This is a genomic window from Psychrobacter sp. Cmf 22.2 (genome assembly GCF_001921745.1).
GTDB lineage: Bacteria > Pseudomonadota > Gammaproteobacteria > Pseudomonadales > Moraxellaceae > Psychrobacter.
The window spans coordinates 43,135-60,373 of record NZ_MRYA01000003.1 but is presented as its reverse complement, the minus strand read 5'-3'; the positions used below and the strand labels follow the sequence as shown (position 1 = coordinate 60,373).

Below are 17,239 nucleotides of genomic sequence, written 5' to 3'. Positions count from 1 at the left end.
TTTATATTATATTGAGTAAAACCGTTATGACAGTACATCTACCTCCTCTATCAATTGAACAGCGTGCAATTTTGGCGCTATGGTATGAGGTGAATGCGTCATTATCTGCTTATCATAAACTTATCACGTTTTTTGGCGATGCGCAGCTTGCTTGGCAAGCGACGGTAGAAGCATGGCGACAGTTGGGTATTCATCATACTCATCTCAAACGTCATGAGCAGCCAGATCAAACGCTCGCCAATATTGATAGAATTCAGCAGGCGTTGCTAGAAAAACGCTATAGTATACTATTCGCCGATCAGCCCGATTATCCCTCCCAGCTTTTACAGTTATATGATCCACCGCCATTGTTATTTTATCGAGGTAATAGCGCACGTTTGCACCAAGCTCAAATCGCTATCGTCGGTAGTCGAAAGCCGACAGCACATGCGCAAAAGATCACTTTTGACATTGCGCAGTACTTAGCGCAAACAGGTTACGTCGTGACAAGCGGGCTTGCAATGGGTGTAGATAAGCGGGCACATCTAGGCGCACTGTCCCAAACAGACGTTGAACTTCAAGGCCGTACGATAGGGGTCATGGGTACAGGGATTGATGTGCATTATCCCAATCATCATGACAAATTGTTCGCACAAATTATCGAGCAAGGTGGTTGTATCATCAGTGAGCTGTTACCGCATACGCCGCCGCACAAACATACTTTTCCGCGTCGCAACCGCCTAGTCGCTGGACTGAGCTTGGCGACGATTGTGACCGAAGCGACTATTCAAAGTGGCTCCTTGATTACCGCGCGCCTAACTTCTGAGCAAGGCAAGCAAGTCTTTGCGATTCCAAGTCATATTGATAACAGTAATGCAGAAGGCTGCCATTATCTGATACGTGAAGGCGCTACTTTGATTTACCATCCCAAACAGGTCATAGAGGATGTTAATAATCAGCTAGATTATGGTAGTCGCTCGCACAAAATAGCCGTGAGAACCACATCAAATATTAGCCCCATTTCTCATTTGTCAGATCTAAATAGCCGCCCCGCTACTCACTACTCACAATCATCTACCCTTAAGCCTTCTAGTAGCACTATAGACGTCGCTGAACATTTACAGAGTGTTTATGATCAACTTGACTGGCATGGACAGGATTTAGATGCATTGTTAGTGACCACCAAGATGGCCCCACCGCAGCTAATTGGCCAGTTGATGGAGCTTGAATTGTTAGGGGTTATCAGTGTGCAAGGCGGGCGCTACTTACGCGTCTAAAACTATTTCTTACTTAGCTTGAAGTTCTTCTTTATTCCAGTTATTGAGTATTTAAACCAAGAACAATTTTGGTAATTTCAAACTCTGCTATCCTAGTCTTTCTTTGTCATATGTTATTATGAGTGCTTAAACTCCTATCTTTTTGAAGCACTCAAGCCATGAAACAATCTGCATCCATCACTACTGATTCTGTCGTTCAAGCTGCTGATTGGCTTAAAGAAGGAAAGCTACTCGCTTATCCAACTGAAAGCGTCTGGGGTATCGGCTGTGATCCATTTAACCAAATGGCAGTGCAGCAGTTACTGGCTATGAAACAACGGCCAGTACATAAAGGTATGATTGTAGTCACTGATGATGTTCACCGCATAGCGTCACTATTAGATGACCTAAACGACAGTCAACGTCAAACGGTCCTTGAGAGTTGGCATATGCACCCAGAAGCTATCTCAAAACAGGCTCATACTTGGTTACTGCCCTTATCAAAACAGCTGACTGTACCTATTCCGTCATGGATTACTGGAGAACACGATAGTGTGGCCGTACGTATTATTGCCCACCCTGTAGTCCAACAGCTATGCACGCATATGGTTTCACCAGACAACCCTTACGGCTTTGTTGTGTCGACGAGCTGTAACCCTTCAGGAAAACCTCCAGCATTAACGTTAAATCAAGCACAGGCTTATTTTCTTGATGACAATAAACACAGTAATCTGGACAAACGAGTGCATTATCTAACGGGAGATACACTAGGTTATAAGTTACCAAGCCAGATCGGAGATGCCTTAACAGGAAAAATAATCAGATAGCATTTAAATAAACTACTCATATTTTTTTTGTCACGTTTCTACCAGTCTGTTACCTAAGAGTTAATTACCTAAATTAAGTCTGTCTTATCCTATGTTTCTTTCTATGCAGCTGCCAAATTACATATTCTAAATCTGTACTGAAGTAGTTGCTTCTACAATTATCCTATTGTTTTTATAGCTTATTTTTTGTCACACTGTTCATTATGTGATAAACATTTAGGGAGTCGGGTATGAATATTCTAATCAGTGGGGGTTCAGGGTTTTTGGGTAGTGCATTTAGTCGTGAGCTGATGACACGTTACCGCGCACAAGATAAAGCGCTGCAGATTACTTGGCTTACCCGCGATAGCAGCCAAGCACACCCTGACGATATCGCTATGATGACTTATGATGAGTTTGCAGAGACTGATAAAAGCTTCGATGTGATTCTCAATCTAGCAGGTGCTGGAATAGCAGACTCGCGCTGGAGTGATGAGCGCAAAGAAACACTGCTTGCCAGCCGTGTGAAGCCTACCGAGTCAATATTAGCATTTATTGCACGCAGCAGCGCCAAGCCCAAACTCTTAGTTAGCGGTTCAGCCATTGGCTGGTATGGCACGCAAGGCGACAAACCGTTGACTGAAAATAGCGACTTTAAGACGGATTTTGCTCATAAATTATGTGATGATTGGGAGCAGTTGGCGCTCAAAGCCACTCAATATGGCGTACCGGTAGCTATTGTGCGCACTGGTGTGGTGATCCATCCGGAAGGCGGTATGCTGGGCAAACTTCTAACACCATTTAAGATGGGCGTCGGCGGCCAATTAGGTGATGGTAAGCAAATCATGAGCTGGGTCAGTCGTGAAGACTGGGTGGGGGCTGCGATATTTATTATTGAAAAACATCTTACTGATAATATATCCAGCCAAGATATGCAGGACAATACGTTAAAAACCACAAACGATAAGCCCGCGTTGGTATATAACTTCACAGCGCCTAACCCAGTGACCAATCATACTTTTACCAAAGCGCTTGGATCTTGGTTAAATCGCCCAACGTTTTTTACGTTACCAGAGTTTTTACTAAAGCTTATGTTCGGTGAGATGTCGACATTACTCATTGATGGACAAAAGGTATTGCCGCAAGCTCTACAAAATGCAGGCTATACGTTTAAGCAGCCGACGTTAAAGCAGGCATTAGAAGAGCAATAGTAATAAGATAACAAAAGTCATAAAAAATGGCTTTGTTTCATGTGAAACATAGGGGGGGGTTAAGAGGGCAACTGTCTAAATAGTATGGCTAACCCAAATAAATATGCAAAACCTATGAGATTTAATGAAATAAAATATCTGTATCTAGCGCGTAAGAATACTGGCGTAAGATAGCTTCACCTTTATTTGATCAGATATTACTATGTGGGTTTTCTTTGTTGTTCTCACCCAATTACTAGCGTTAACGACTAGTGTCATCTTATGGTGGCTCATTAAACCAAAACGTTCGATAGTAAAAAAAGCAATTATAGCGTCCGTTTTTATTATTAATAATGTGATGCTTATTTATGGGCTTAGTGATTTTTGGCTTGCCCCTTTTCATGTCTATTTAGTCGTGGGTATTTTGCAAGGCTTTATGATCTATGCTGCGCTGATTACCGTATTTATTGCTCTGATATATGAGAAGTTATTGAACGCTCAGCGCAGGCCTACGCTTATACGTAGCGTTGGGATAATGATATATATTGGCATTGTGAGCTTAGCTGTATTTAATGCCTACTCGCCAGTGGTTCATCAACTGACGGTTACGACGACCAAACCATTAGATGAGTCGATAGATATTGCTTTAGTATCCGACACACACTTAGGTAGATGGTTTGGCAATCGACAGATAGATAAATTGGTCAGTCTCATCGATGCTCAGGATGCTGACATGGTGGTGCTGGCAGGCGACGTGATGAATGATACTACTATCTATTATGACAAAACCAACATGCATGAGCATTTATCAAAACTACGCGCACCGCTTGGCGTGTATGCAGTGTTAGGCAATCATGATTATTTGGGATACGAAGAAGCAATCGCAGAAGCGGTGACAAATGCAGGTATCATCGTACTTGATAATGAGAGTGTGTTGCTTAATGACTCGGTGTGGTTAGTGGGACGTTCAGACGATGTGGATTCGACGCGCTTATCAGCGTCAGAATTACTGACGAAGGTCGATACCGATAAGCCGACTGTGTTTTTAGAGCATCGTCCTACAGCGCTAGAAGAGATTAGTGATTTGCCTGTAGATTTGCACTTATCGGGACATACACATGGCGGACAGATATTTCCGTTGACGCTGTTAAAGCAGTGGTTTCAACCGCTAGTGCACGGCACCAAAAACATAGAGGCTACGCAGTTTTTGGTATCTTCAGGCTATGGGTTTGGTCCTGTACCATTTAGGTTGGGGACACGGTCTGAGATATGGATGATCAGGTTACAATCCGCTCTATAAACTGCTCCAATAAGTGACCTAACGTATATGTTAAAAGCCTCTACTATATAAGCATAGTAGGGGTTTTTTATACGTTACCAAACTTCCGCTTAAACTTCTTTGTCTAGTCTAAATCTCTTTACATACCAAAATCATTCTGGAACTACTCATGCGCAACGCGTTTTTTATCACTATTTTTGTACTGTTGCAGCTTTTTAGTTTAGGAGCGACGCTAAGTTTACAGTGGTGGTTACAGCCGTGGACGACGACCACTATACAAACTGTTGTCATGGTAACTATATTTATCATTACCAATGGTTTGCTGCTGCTGAGTGTCAAAAGAGTGTTTGCCAATAGCTATCGCTGGGTCAGTGGTTGGATGTTGTTCATGCATTTTCTCGTACTTACTGCGTTATTGACCAGCTTGTTATACGGTGGTTATTGGCTAATAGTAACCTTTACTGACTACCGCATTCTTAATCCTTCGGTCGTGGCAACGGGGTGGCGAGCACTTGCTCTGCTTATCTTTATCGGTTTGTTTGTTTATGCTTTATATAGCGCCTACGTACCTGTTGTACGCAAAAAAACGATTTATATCAACAAACCAATGGTAGGGCAATTACGTATCGCGGTCGCCAGTGATTTGCATATTGGTCGACTCTTTGGTAGCGGTGCGATAGATAGGCTACGCCACCTTGTCGTTCAGTCCGAAGCGGATATACTATTGATGCCAGGCGATATTATGGATGATAATACCGACGCATTTATTGCCTACGATATGCAGGCAAACTTAACTGAACTATGTGCTAGCCTGCCTTATGGGGTTTATGCGACGTTAGGTAATCATGATTTGTACGGGCATGAACAGCCCATTAGTCACTCGCTGCGTAGTGCTGGCGTGCATTTATTGAACGATGATGTAGTCTGCTTGACGCATCAAGGGCAACCGATTTGGTTGGTTGGTCGTTTCGATAATCATAAGCGTGAGCGCGTAGCGACGACAAAGCTACTGGCGCAAGTAAATGTAGATGAGCCCATCATATTACTAGACCATCGCCCTAGCGATATCGTTGAGCATAGCCAGTTATCCATTGATTTACAAGTGTCAGGACATACTCATAATGGACAAGTATTTCCCGCCAACTTTATCGTCAATGCGATTAACCGTCTAGGTTACGGTTATGAAGCGATTGGTCGTGGACACTTTGTGGTGTCCTCCGGCTATGGCTTTTGGGGTATCCCTTTTCGCTTGGGTTCGCGTTCAGAGATTTGGTTAATCACTCTTAGCGGTAAGTAGTTGGCGGACAAAGCTGGCAAACTTGTCAATAATATCAGTCGTCTCATGACCAACACCTTTATGAATACTCATTAAATGAATGAAGCCATGCGGCGCGCCTAGCACAGTGTAGGTCTTAGTCGCGATACGACTATCTTGTAATTGGTCAGCGTAAACGAGAGCCTCATCACGTAAGATATCTAATTCAGCCGCTACAATGTAGCTAGGACACATGTGCGCATTGTGACCATGCATGGGTGAAGTAAGCGGATGTGAGCCTGTCAAAGTACTATGTTGCATGTAAGCGGTGTCAAACACTTCGACATCATTGTAATCGAGCAATAACCCTTTACCATATAAGGCCCAGCTAGGGTAATTTGCCTCAATATCGGTGACAGGGTAAAGAGGTAGCTGAGCAAGTGGACGGGGTAAACGTTGCAACTTATTAATGATATCTTCTGCATCTAGCCCTAGATTAAGCCATTGCGTAGCGTCTGGCGCAGTGATCTGCTGGGCGACCAAGATGGCCAAGCAACCACCAGCACTGTCACCTGATAATACAATACGCGATGGCAATGCACCCAAAGTATGGCAGTGCTTAGTTAGCCATTCATAAGCAGCCAAGCAGTCTCTGAGGGCAGTTGGGGCAGCGTGCTCTGGCGCCAAACGATAGTCGACACTCACCACAGGCCAACCTGTTTGTCTGCAGACCGTGTGACAAAACTCATGATGAGTATCAAGGTCGCCAATACAAAACCCGCCGCCATGAAAGAACAGCATGACCGTTTTATCGCGATTAGTTTCATCATTACCTTGCTTATGCTGTTGGTAGCAACGCACCGTCATATCATCGCCTTCAGCGTTCGCTATTATGTCATCTTGCCAGCGAACCGTTGTGCCAGTTTTTGCATTGCGTTGTGTACGAGTTTTTGTGTTGAGCGCAATCGGCAGTCTTGACTGTTTATCTATCTGTTGCCAGACGTCTGGCGCTTGCATAGCGATTGCATCAGCTGCAAATTTATGACGCAGGGACGGCAAGCTATTGAGGCTTAACGGGCGTTTAAGCTTATTATTTAGCGCCATAATCAAACGCATGTGAGCATCAGCATGGGGATATTGCTGATTATCGGCACCATGAAGAAGAATATTTAGCCTCTCAAGTAAAGGCGTAGGTAGTGTCTCGAGGTTTTTTAATACATGATGGAGATGATGCTTTTTATAAGGTGCTGTTATATGACGAAACTCCTTAGGATAATGTTTATTTAGCTGATTGGTGAACAATCGGTTATCCTTTGATGAATGGTGTTCTGACGTGTCACAGCTTGTCCGTTTACGCAAAGACTTAATAGCATTGGTTGCTTTATTTGTCAGCACATTGTTAGATAATTTTGGTAGAACAGTCATAGTATTCCTTAGTAAATTCAATAAAAGAAAGATAGCTTGTAGAAGGCAGATTGGTAAAGGGTAGCGGGCAGTCAACTTGTGGTGCTACGCGCTACTTGTCGTTGGTTTTTGACGTCCTTTATGCTTGTCAGTATCTATGAAAACTCATTATTTCATCAAAAGCCAAAAATTCATCTCATTTAGGCTTGAAATTTGCGCCTAGGGTCTTTATCAAGCAGCTATCAGAACATAATTATACTGAGCGTTTATTTGTAAGAAATCCAAGATTCACGGTTTTATCTTATATTAAGTTTAAGACTCATTACTAAAATCATAAGGAGCTATTATGACTGAACAAGCACCCAATCACGAGTTTGACACCAATGATCCAAAAGCAGCTCAAAGCAATATTGAGCGTGAAGAAAGTCTTTTAGAGGAAACCATGAACGAGTTTGATCCAGAAAATAATTCAGGTTCAGACAATACAGTTAAAAACGATATTGATATCGATGCTTTTCATGCACGTATTGCTGAGCTTGAAGGTGAAGTAAAACAAGCCAAAGAAGGTACGGCTCGTGCCAACGCTGAAGCTTATAATGCGCAAAAGCGTATGGAACAAGAAACTGATAAAAGTAAAAAATTCGCTCTGCAAAAATTTGCCAAAGATCTACTAGAGATCGTTGATAATTTAGAGCGCGCTATCGAGAGCGCTACTGATAACGACCCGGTGACTGAAGGTGTGCAGTTGACTCATAAAGCGCTACTTGCGGTCCTTAATAGACATGGCGTAGAGGTGGTCGATCCACAAGGTGAAAAATTCAATGCAGACTTTCATGAAGCAGTCGGTATAGATGCTGATGCTGAAGCGGATACCGTTGGTACAGTATTGCAAAAAGGCTACAGTTTAAACGGTCGTCTATTGCGTCCAGCTATGGTACGTGTTGGTCAGTAAGTGGAGTAGAAATAGGTATAAGCCTTATTAAAAGTAGGGATATTCACAAAACTACACACAAAACCAAGTTATTGTACTGTCATTGACTTGAAAAACTACAAACACAAACCGATATAAAGCAACAAGTGACCAGTTAAGGTCTGATACCCCAAAACTAGTGGCTTATGTGAGTAACTTGGACTAATACTCAAACCGGTAATATAGTCTTGTTATTTAAACGGCTAGTGTGGGTAAGTAACAATCTTATAATCAGTAATTTAGAATAAATTTGGAGTAATTAATTATGGGTAAAGTAATTGGTATTGATTTAGGTACAACTAACTCATGTGTAGCCGTAATGGAAGGCGATTCAGTTAAAATTATCGAAAACGCTGAGGGTACACGTACAACGCCATCTATCGTCGCTTATAAAGATGACGAAACGCTTGTTGGTCAATCAGCTAAGCGTCAGGCAGTGACCAATCCAAGCAACACTTTGTTTGCAATCAAGCGTTTGATTGGTCGTCGTTTCGATGACAAAGTGGTGCAAAAAGACATCGGTATGGTGCCATACAAAATCGCTAAAGCAGATAATGGCGATGCTTGGGTCGAAGTTAACGGTAAAAAATTAGCGCCGCCACAGGTTTCTGCTGAAATCTTGAAAAAAATGAAAAAAACAGCAGAAGACTATCTTGGTGAGAGCGTGAGTGAAGCAGTTATTACTGTTCCAGCTTACTTTAATGACTCACAGCGCCAAGCAACCAAAGATGCGGGTAAAATCGCTGGTCTTGACGTAAAGCGTATTATCAACGAGCCAACCGCAGCTGCACTTGCTTATGGTATGGATAAAAAACAAGGCGATAGCACAGTTGCTGTTTATGACTTGGGCGGTGGTACCTTTGACGTATCAATCATCGAAATCGCTGATGTCGATGGCGAGCAGCAGTTTGAAGTACTAGCGACCAACGGTGACACATTCCTTGGTGGTGAAGACTTTGACTCAGCCTTGATTGAATACCTAGTTGCTGAATTCAAAAAAGAGCAAGACGTTAACCTAAAAGGTGACTCTCTTGCGATGCAGCGTCTAAAAGAAGCGGCAGAAAAAGCAAAAATTGAACTATCAAGCGCGCAAAGCACTGAAGTGAACTTACCTTACATTACTGCTGATAGTAGCGGTCCTAAGCATTTGGTAGTGACCATCAGTCGCTCAAAACTTGAGAGCCTAACTGAAGACTTGGTTCAGCGTACTATGGGTCCTTGTAAAATTTCTCTTGAAGATGCTGGTATCAAAGTTGGCGATATCGACGATGTAATCTTAGTCGGTGGTCAGACTCGTATGCCACTAGTACAGAAAAAAGTGGAAGAGTTCTTTGGTCAAGAGCCACGTAAAGATGTAAACCCTGATGAAGCGGTAGCCGCAGGAGCTGCTATTCAAGGTGCCGTATTGTCTGGTGACAAAACTGACGTACTACTACTTGATGTAACGCCATTGACACTCGGTATCGAAACGATGGGCGGTGTGATGACCCCAATCATTGAGAAGAACACAATGATTCCGACCAAGAAATCACAAGTATTCTCAACGGCCGAAGACAATCAGCCTGCAGTAACGATTCAGGTTTATCAAGGTGAGCGTAAAATCGCTAACCAAAACAAACAGCTTGGCCGTTTCGATTTGACAGACATTCCACCAGCACCACGTGGTCTGCCACAAATCGAAGTTACCTTTGACATCAACGCTGACGGTATCATGAATATTTCAGCGACTGACAAAGGTACTGGTAAAGCACAAAGCATCCAAATCAAAGCGGATTCTGGTTTGTCGGATGAAGAAGTCGAACAAATGGTGCGTGACGCTGAAGCAAACGCTGCTGAAGATGAGAAGTTTGCCAACTTAGCACAAGTTCGTAACGAAGCTGATGGTCGTATCCATGCGGTTCAAAAAGCCTTGAAAGAAGCAGACGATAAAGTGACTGACGAAGAAAAATCGACAGTAGAGGCTGCTATCTCTGATCTTGAAACAGCGACCAAAGAAGATGATCACGATGACATCAAAGCCAAGCTTGAAGCACTAGACAATGCATTCTTGCCAATCAGCCAAAAGATCTACGCAGATAGTGGCGCAGGCGCTGAAGGTATGGACCCAGGTCAGTTCCAACAAGAGACTGAATCAGCTGATGCCAGCCAAGCGAATGACGATGTAGTCGATGCTGAGTTTACTGAAGTAGACGAAGACAAAAAATAATACCAAACCCAAAAACGCGATTAGCTGTGGCAAACACGCTAAGTCTACTCAATGTAGTACTTATGCTTGTTTTCCTTGCTACTCAAGTTTTTGAAAATGGTAGAATCAATACGAATTGATAAGTAGTTAAATAAAAAAAGTTAAATGAAAAAACGCATCCTTTGGGGTGCGTTTTTTTATGGCCTCAATTTTATCATTACTACTATAGATTATAAGATTAAGGTCTAAAAGCGCTCACTATCAGTACTTCATAAGTCAAGCTGACACAAGCATGACCTTCTTCATCTGTTGCTGAAAAGTGTTGCCAATAGTCTCGCTCAAATTGTTGCAAACGCGCTTTTGTCCATATAAAGGGCTGAGAATTGGCTGATTGCGTTTGCGTTTGCGTTCGATTGGTTGACACTCCTGTGAGTTTCATATGTTTTAATACTGCATAAGGGGTTGCAAACAACAAATCAAAACGCTGAACTGAAAGCTCAATATTTTCAAAGCCAGTACTATCCAACGCTAACTGCCATTTATCATTATCTGGATAGGTAAGTCCTTGACCAGTGAGAGTCTTAATTTGCAAAAAGTTATTGGCGGTAAAAGTGCTAAACAGCAACTGGCCGCCAACTTTTAATCGAGGTGCTGATTGCGAGACAAAGCTCAATGGATTATCGAACCATTGCACCGCATTGGCACTAATTATCAAGCTATGAGCTCCTTCAAAATCTAAGGTTTCGGCATCGCCAATAGCAATCTGAGCGGTGGGTAGGATTAATTGCAAGGTCGCTGTCTGCTCAGTACATAACTCGTTGATTAGCCAATGCTGGCTTTGAATGTAGGCAGCTAGTAGGCGTGTCATTTGGCCAGTACCTGCCCCAATTTCTAACACACTGTCTTGCTTATCATGAGCAATATTAGCCAGTAAAGCTCGGCATGCTTGCTGCTGAATATGAGCATGCTGGTCATAGTCATATGCGTTGCCAAAATGGCGAGCGATGGTTTGTTTTCTGCTGCTAAAACGAGAATGCGTGGCAAGTATTTCCATATGGCTTAGTACATCCAATTTAGTCAATTGTTGCTTGATATAGTCAATCTTATAAAAATCAGCTACGGTTTGAGCATACTTTTACTGGCCTCTCTTGTCATCAAATTATTTTGAACCAGCTGGAGTAGAGGCTCTGTCAAACATCAGTCCTCAGTATCTTCTCAATCATAATTGTTGTATTAGCCGCTCACAGTCTTCACTTGTCAGTTTGGCATTCATAACCAGACGAATACGAGCGGTGTTGGAAGGAACCGTAGGCGGTCTAATAGGCAGCGCATAAAATCCTGCTGCTTGTAACTGCTGTGCTTTGGCAATCGTGCGCGCATTGTCCCCTAATAGGTAAGGCACAATAGGTGACTCATAGGTTACATTTTGACGGATAGGCGTTGTTTGCTGTGACTGATTGATGGCTTGGCTAATTTTTGTAGATAACTTGGTTAAGTGGTTGCGTTGGTCATTAAGTGTTGGCATTTTTGCTAAAATAAAGCGTGTCCATGCATGGTTTATTGGGGGTAGGGCGGTGCTAAATATCAAAGGACGCATATGGTTAATCAGCCATTGTTTGACGACATCATCACACATAATATAAGCTCCGACTGAGGCAAAGGCTTTGCCAAATGTGCCAACCAAGTAATCAATGTCTGCCAACGTCTGTGTCTCTTCTGCCAGCCCTAAGCCCGTCTCACCTAACACACCGATCGCGTGCGCCTCATCGACATACAACTCAATGCGAGCATCTTTAGCCTTTAATTGTACCAACTGAGGCAAATCCGCACGGTCACCATCCATACTAAAAACGCTTTCAGTGACGATAATGATGCGCTCAACAGTAGGCCCTGCTTGCTCAATAAACTTGGCCAGATGCTCATAATCATTGTGACGGTAGCGGCGATAGCTGACAAGTTTGTTTTGGCTTAGGCGTAGACCGTCAATGATACTGGCATGTACCAGTTTGTCTGCCAACACAAGCGTGTTGACTGGTAGAGTGGTCAATGCTGGCAAAATCCCAATATTGGCGTGATAACCACTATTCAATACCAATACAGACTTTGGGGTAGTTATTCCTTGCTGATACACGGCAGTCTGATACCATGCTTGCATTTCAGACTCTAACGCTTGTAACTGGGTATCGTTTCCTGTGAGTAGTCGTGATGAAGTCGCACTCATCCTAGGTAGTTGTGCCGCTGGCAATTGTGCTAGTTGCTCAAAAAATTCAGCTTGCATCTCACTATCACTGCCCAACCCAAGATAGTCATTATTGGCAATATTAAGCAGCGTATGACCATTATGCACCACGTAGCGCCCCTGATGCTCTAGGCTTGGCAGATGTCGATATTGCTGCTGAGACTTTAGATGCGTTAGTGTTTCATGCAGTTGCCCTACGATAGAACTGGTCATATATAGATATTCCTTTACCTTGTTTTTGTTTTTTTGACGTTAAATATGCAATCAATGAGTGGGAAGTATTGCACAAAATCGCTACTTGTAACAAAAAATTTCATATCATGGAGTTTGTAACCCATGTGATGACAAACACTTTCAAATCTTAACTCTCACACCATTAAACACTGACAGAGTGTTCGAAATAGTTTGTTATTATATATTCATCGTTAGCAAACAAGGCGATATGGCTATAACGGCCAACACTAATAACTAACTTGTTTGTCAATTTTGTTTGAAGGAGATAGCAATGAAAACTCTACAAAAAACGTTACTTGCACTAGCAGCTGGTTCTTTATTAAGCGTAAGTGCACAAGCTGCTGTATCATATGGTAATGGTTATACTGGTCAGCCGTATGTCGGTGTAAAAGTTGGTCAATTTGATTTAGACGTTAATGGTGCTGATGATCCTACCGCATATGGTGTCTATGGTGGTTACAACTTCGATCCTAACTTCGGTATTGAAGCTGAGTATGTAGGTTCAGATGACGCTGATTATAGAAATGGCGACATCGATGCCAAAACCTATGGCGCCTATGGTACTTACCGTTATGCTTTCCCAAATACTGCCTTATATGCCAAAGGTAAAGTAGGTATTGCTAAAACAGAAGTGGATCGCGATTACACAACAGCTCTAGGACGCGTTTCTGTTTCAGATGATGATACCAGTCTTGCAGGTGGCGTAGGTTTAGGCTATGCAATCAACCAAGATTTCAACGTTGAAGCTGAATATGCGGTAACTGGTAGCGATGCTGACCTTATGACAGTAGGTGCCCATCTAAAATTCTGAGTTTATTGATAAATAATTTTAGAAAACTAGATACTAAATCTTAGTAGAATAAAAAACGATCACTTTATGTGGTCGTTTTTTTTTGTTTATAGCTTTTAATATAAAATTATGTTTGGCATATAGTAGATAATGAAAACTATTGGTATCATGTTGATTTTTAAGACATTATCTATTGCCAAAATGTGCTACATTAAAAGTTAGAACTGCAAAGGAGGGTACGCTGATGATTGAGACTATTTGGATGATTGAACCTTGGCACTGGCTGGTATTGGGTTTTTTATTAATGATTGCTGAGATATTTATTCCCACCTTTGCAAGCCTTTGGTTTGGGGCTGCTGCCGTTATTGTTGCCGCTATATCATGGCTGCTACCTGTTCCTTTGATATTGCAGGTCGTTATCTGGTTAGCGTTGTCAGTATTGTTCATGTTTGCTTGGGTTAAGTATATAAAACCATTATCGATAGATCGTACCAAAGCTGGATTGGGCGGCGGGGTAATCATCGGTGAAACTGGTATGATTATAGTCAAACCGCAAGCAGGCAAGTTGGGGGTGGTACGATTCAATGTACCAATTGTGGGCGCAGATGAATGGTCGTGCCGAACAAATGATGAAACGGTTGAAGTGGGTGATCGGGTTGTGGTGACAGATATAAGCGGTAATGAGCTAATTGTCGCACCAACTAGGCGTATAGAAGCTCAAGCGATCAATCGTCCCAATATCGCTCCCACTGTTGAGAGTCCTTCTGTTGCAGTTAAAGCAAAGTCTAGCAGACTAAACCTTAATAAACCTGGACTTGATAGAGATCGATTGAAAAAAAAGTTTATGGATAAGTAGTTTAACGGACGATTTGATTATTCATATTCAATTAGTAGCATAGAGTATTATCTCCTTTTTATCATAGTCATTACTTGTCATACCATACGATACATCGGAGTTGTAAATATTAAATAAATAGGACGTTGCTGCTCCATTTATAGCAATGGTTCAAGGAGAGTGTTATGAATAACATCATAAATAGTATGAATGGGCTTAGTATTGTGATGGTGGTATTGATTGCCCTAGTCATTTTTACCGTTTTCAAAAGCGTGTGTATCGTACCGCAAGGGTACAAATGGGTGGTGCAGCGTTTGGGTAAATACCAGCAAACGCTAGAGCCTGGCTTTAGTCTCATTATTCCCTTCGTAGACAGAATTGCTTATAAGGTCACGACCAAAGACATTGTGCTCGATATTCCCTCACAAGAAGTCATTACTCGCGATAACGTGGTCATCATCGCAAACGCGGTGGCCTATATCAATATCATGCGTCCAGACAAGGCAGTCTACGGTATCGAAGATTATGAGCATGGTATCCGTAATTTGGTACAGACTTCCTTGCGTTCGATCATCGGTGAGATGGATTTAGATAATGCGTTATCTAGTCGCGATGAGATCAAAGCACTACTCAAGCAAGCGATCTCAGAAGACATTGCCGACTGGGGTATTACCCTCAAGACAGTTGAGATCCAAGACATCAATCCTTCCTCGACCATGCAAGCATCAATGGAAGAGCAAGCAGCGGCAGAGCGTCTACGCCGTGCAACAGTGACCCGTGCTGATGGTCAAAAGCAAGCAGCTATCCTAGAAGCCGATGGCCGTCTAGAAGCGTCACGCCGTGATGCTGAAGCGCAAGTGGTGCTTGCTAAAGGTTCAGAGGAGTCCATTCGCCTTATTACCGCTGCTATGGGTGACGAAGAGATGCCTATTGTCTACTTACTTGGTGAGCAATATATCAAGTCGATTCGTCAATTGGCTGAATCTGACAACTCAAAAATGGTGGTATTGCCAGCTGATATCTTAAGTACAGTTAAGGGTATGGTTGGTGATAAGTTAAAAGTTTAACAGACGATAGACGACTATGAACGTACACGAAAAAGACCTCAACTGAGGTCTTTTTTTATAACTGATAATTGGCCCTATGTTTCATGAGCCTAGATGACTTTTGAAAAGCGATCTTTATGTTTTGTCTCAAGATACTCATCAAATACCATGGCCACGTTACGCCCTAATAGGCGTCCTTTTGGTAATACACGAATGCCAGCTGCGTCCATATCAACAAGCCTATCTTTTTGCATCTCATCCAATTGTTGAATTTCCTCAATAAAGTAAGTAATAGCATCAATACCAAATTTTTGATTGACGTCTTTAAAGTCAATATAATCGTGACAGAGCAGGTTCATGATGACATACTCACGCAAGCGATCTTTAATAGAAGTCTTGATGACTTTTACCGCTGGCATGATAGCAGGGTTGCTCTGCGCAGCCTCGATACTGGCTTGATAAGCTTGTAGATCGGTATCGTTTTGTAGGATATAGCGGGTATTGGCATTGGCAATTTGACTGATGGATGAGACACCAAAACCTAGTAAATCGCAGTCACCCATGATGGTATACCCTTGGAAGTTACGATGCAGCTTGCCTTCGCGCTGTGCGACAGCCAACTCGTCATCAGGCTTGGCAAAGTGGTCGATACCGATATATTGATAACCCGCTTCGGTCAGCGTATTGATGGTATTGCCAAGCATAGTGAGCTTAGCCGCTGGATCTGGCAGGTCTTCCTCTTTAATTTGACGCTGAGCTTTAAAGCGCTCTGGCAGATGCGCATAGTTAAATACCGACAGACGATCTGGCGACATCTCGATGATACGGCGTACGGTTGTGTCCAAGGTAGCAGGCGTTTGATGTGGCAGACCATAAATTAGATCAATATTAATAGAGTGAAAGCCCAATTCGCGCGCTTCAGTGAGTACGTTTTCAATCAATTCTGCTGAATGCACACGATTGACCGCGATTTGTACAGTCTCGTCTAAATCTTGTACGCCCAAGCTGACTCGGTTAAAGCCAAGGCTGCGCAATACTTTTAAGGTCTCGCCACTTAACTCACGTGGATCAATCTCAATAGAATAATCACCTTCATTTTCAGGCAAAAACTCAAACTGGGTCTGCAAAAACTCCCACAGTTGTACCATCTCTTCATCACTTAGAAATGTTGGCGTGCCACCACCTAAATGTAGCTGCTTGACGAGTGGTTTATCACTACCATCTGGCACCGCTAATAAGCGACGTTTGTGTTTAATCTCTTTGATGAGATATTGTAGATAATCTCCTGAGTCGCTGTTTTTTTTGGTAATTATTTTATTACAGGCGCAGTAGTAGCAAAGGTGACGACAAAATGGAATATGAAAATATAGAGATAATGGAGCGCGAGCTTCACGGTTTTGCAGAATTTTTGTCTCAAGGCCGTCAGGTATAGGGGAAAATTCTAAAGCGGTTGGGTAGGAAGTATAGCGTGGTCCTGAGCGATTGTATTTATTGATAATCGCCTCATCGAATGCGGGTAGCTGCTTGGTCATTATGCTGCCGCGCGTACTGGCATACGGATTGTCTGGCTGCATGACAGGGCGTACTGTAGTCGGCTGCTCGTTAGCACGGTTATAAGGCTGCTGGATGTTTTGTTTTGAATAGTCCGTCATGCGACACTCCTCGTTTTGACCATAATATTGATGGCTGTTACATGGTTAACCGCTAACTATGTACCTATTTTATGCAAGTTTGACGACAGTTAAGAGAGTAGTTATTTATCGCAACGTTT

The 17,239-nt window shown here is 42.7% G+C and carries 13 protein-coding genes and 1 pseudogene; 10 read left to right on the top strand and 4 right to left on the bottom strand.

The window, feature by feature from the left end:
- Positions 1-26: 26 nt before the first annotated feature.
- The 5 genes from dprA to BTV98_RS07020 all read left to right on the top strand — a co-directional run bounded on the left by dprA (position 27) and on the right by BTV98_RS07020 (position 5,807).
- Positions 27-1,256, top strand: a complete 1,230-nt coding sequence (dprA, locus tag BTV98_RS07040; RefSeq protein ID WP_075103276.1) for a DNA-processing protein DprA — start codon at positions 27-29, stop codon at positions 1,254-1,256.
- Between the two features lie 158 nt (positions 1,257-1,414).
- A complete protein-coding gene (locus tag BTV98_RS07035) occupies positions 1,415-2,062 on the top strand; it encodes an L-threonylcarbamoyladenylate synthase (RefSeq protein WP_075103275.1) in 648 nt (215 codons plus the stop codon).
- A gap of 230 nt (positions 2,063-2,292) precedes the next feature.
- Positions 2,293-3,252 carry a TIGR01777 family oxidoreductase gene (locus BTV98_RS07030; RefSeq protein ID WP_075103274.1) on the top strand — a complete coding sequence of 320 codons (960 nt, stop codon included), beginning with the start codon at positions 2,293-2,295 and terminating at the stop codon, positions 3,250-3,252.
- A 202-nt stretch (positions 3,253-3,454) separates the two neighbouring features.
- Positions 3,455-4,531 (top strand): metallophosphoesterase, encoded by a 1,077-nt coding sequence (locus BTV98_RS07025; RefSeq protein ID WP_058369785.1) that lies wholly within the window; start codon positions 3,455-3,457, stop codon positions 4,529-4,531.
- Positions 4,532-4,679: 148 nt separating this feature from the next.
- Positions 4,680-5,807, top strand: a complete 1,128-nt coding sequence (locus tag BTV98_RS07020; protein ID WP_058369784.1) for a metallophosphoesterase — start codon at positions 4,680-4,682, stop codon at positions 5,805-5,807.
- Here the strand turns inward: BTV98_RS07020 and BTV98_RS07015 are convergent.
- The gene (locus BTV98_RS07015; RefSeq protein WP_075103273.1) at positions 5,784-7,190 is read right to left on the bottom strand and encodes an alpha/beta hydrolase; all 1,407 of its coding nucleotides are present in this window, start codon (positions 7,188-7,190) and stop codon (positions 5,784-5,786) included. The genes BTV98_RS07020 and BTV98_RS07015 overlap by 24 nt on opposite strands.
- 325 nt (positions 7,191-7,515) lie before the next feature.
- Between BTV98_RS07015 and grpE the strand changes: the two genes are divergently transcribed.
- Together grpE and dnaK are read left to right on the top strand one after the other, a co-directional pair.
- Positions 7,516-8,121 carry a nucleotide exchange factor GrpE gene (gene grpE / locus BTV98_RS07010; RefSeq protein WP_058369781.1) on the top strand — a complete coding sequence of 202 codons (606 nt, stop codon included), beginning with the start codon at positions 7,516-7,518 and terminating at the stop codon, positions 8,119-8,121.
- Positions 8,122-8,404: 283 nt separating this feature from the next.
- A complete protein-coding gene (gene dnaK / locus BTV98_RS07005) occupies positions 8,405-10,345 on the top strand; it encodes a molecular chaperone DnaK (RefSeq protein ID WP_058369780.1) in 1,941 nt (646 codons plus the stop codon).
- 217 nt (positions 10,346-10,562) lie between these two features.
- Here dnaK and BTV98_RS07000 read toward each other — a convergent pair whose 3' ends face one another.
- Together BTV98_RS07000 and BTV98_RS06995 are read right to left on the bottom strand one after the other, a co-directional pair.
- Positions 10,563-11,378 carry a methyltransferase domain-containing protein gene (locus BTV98_RS07000; protein WP_058369779.1) on the bottom strand — a complete coding sequence of 272 codons (816 nt, stop codon included), beginning with the start codon at positions 11,376-11,378 and terminating at the stop codon, positions 10,563-10,565.
- A gap of 165 nt (positions 11,379-11,543) precedes the next feature.
- Complete coding sequence (locus BTV98_RS06995) at positions 11,544-12,776, bottom strand: 8-amino-7-oxononanoate synthase (RefSeq protein WP_058369778.1); 1,233 nt, start codon at positions 12,774-12,776, stop codon at positions 11,544-11,546.
- A gap of 292 nt (positions 12,777-13,068) precedes the next feature.
- Here BTV98_RS06995 and BTV98_RS06990 point away from each other — a divergent pair, with 292 nt between their 5' ends.
- From BTV98_RS06990 to BTV98_RS06980, 3 genes and pseudogenes are all read left to right on the top strand, one after another.
- Positions 13,069-13,608: a porin family protein gene (locus BTV98_RS06990; RefSeq protein WP_058369777.1), complete on the top strand. Its 540-nt coding sequence runs from the start codon at positions 13,069-13,071 to the stop codon at positions 13,606-13,608.
- A 223-nt stretch (positions 13,609-13,831) separates the two neighbouring features.
- Positions 13,832-14,287: pseudogene (locus tag BTV98_RS06985) on the top strand (NfeD family protein); the annotation flags it as partial.
- 341 nt (positions 14,288-14,628) lie between these two features.
- Positions 14,629-15,489: an SPFH domain-containing protein gene (locus tag BTV98_RS06980; protein ID WP_058369799.1), complete on the top strand. Its 861-nt coding sequence runs from the start codon at positions 14,629-14,631 to the stop codon at positions 15,487-15,489.
- Between the two features lie 89 nt (positions 15,490-15,578).
- Here the strand turns inward: BTV98_RS06980 and hemN are convergent, their stop codons facing one another.
- Entirely contained in the window at positions 15,579-17,120 is a 1,542-nt protein-coding gene (hemN, locus tag BTV98_RS06975) for an oxygen-independent coproporphyrinogen III oxidase (protein ID WP_058369776.1), read from the bottom strand.
- Positions 17,121-17,239 lie beyond the last annotated feature (119 nt).

Coding starts and splice junctions, on each gene's coding strand:
- BTV98_RS07030 (WP_075103274.1), top strand. CDS start 2,293: ATGAATATTCTAATCAGTGGGGGTTCAGGGTTTTTGGGTAGTGCATTT.
- dprA (WP_075103276.1), top strand. CDS start 27: ATGACAGTACATCTACCTCCTCTATCAATTGAACAGCGTGCAATTTTG.
- BTV98_RS06995 (WP_058369778.1), bottom strand. CDS start 12,776: ATGACCAGTTCTATCGTAGGGCAACTGCATGAAACACTAACGCATCTA.
- BTV98_RS07000 (WP_058369779.1), bottom strand. CDS start 11,378: ATGGAAATACTTGCCACGCATTCTCGTTTTAGCAGCAGAAAACAAACC.
- dnaK (WP_058369780.1), top strand. CDS start 8,405: ATGGGTAAAGTAATTGGTATTGATTTAGGTACAACTAACTCATGTGTA.
- BTV98_RS06990 (WP_058369777.1), top strand. CDS start 13,069: ATGAAAACTCTACAAAAAACGTTACTTGCACTAGCAGCTGGTTCTTTA.
- BTV98_RS07020 (WP_058369784.1), top strand. CDS start 4,680: ATGCGCAACGCGTTTTTTATCACTATTTTTGTACTGTTGCAGCTTTTT.
- BTV98_RS06980 (WP_058369799.1), top strand. CDS start 14,629: ATGAATGGGCTTAGTATTGTGATGGTGGTATTGATTGCCCTAGTCATT.
- BTV98_RS07035 (WP_075103275.1), top strand. CDS start 1,415: ATGAAACAATCTGCATCCATCACTACTGATTCTGTCGTTCAAGCTGCT.
- BTV98_RS07015 (WP_075103273.1), bottom strand. CDS start 7,190: ATGACTGTTCTACCAAAATTATCTAACAATGTGCTGACAAATAAAGCA.
- BTV98_RS07025 (WP_058369785.1), top strand. CDS start 3,455: ATGTGGGTTTTCTTTGTTGTTCTCACCCAATTACTAGCGTTAACGACT.
- hemN (WP_058369776.1), bottom strand. CDS start 17,120: ATGACGGACTATTCAAAACAAAACATCCAGCAGCCTTATAACCGTGCT.
- grpE (WP_058369781.1), top strand. CDS start 7,516: ATGACTGAACAAGCACCCAATCACGAGTTTGACACCAATGATCCAAAA.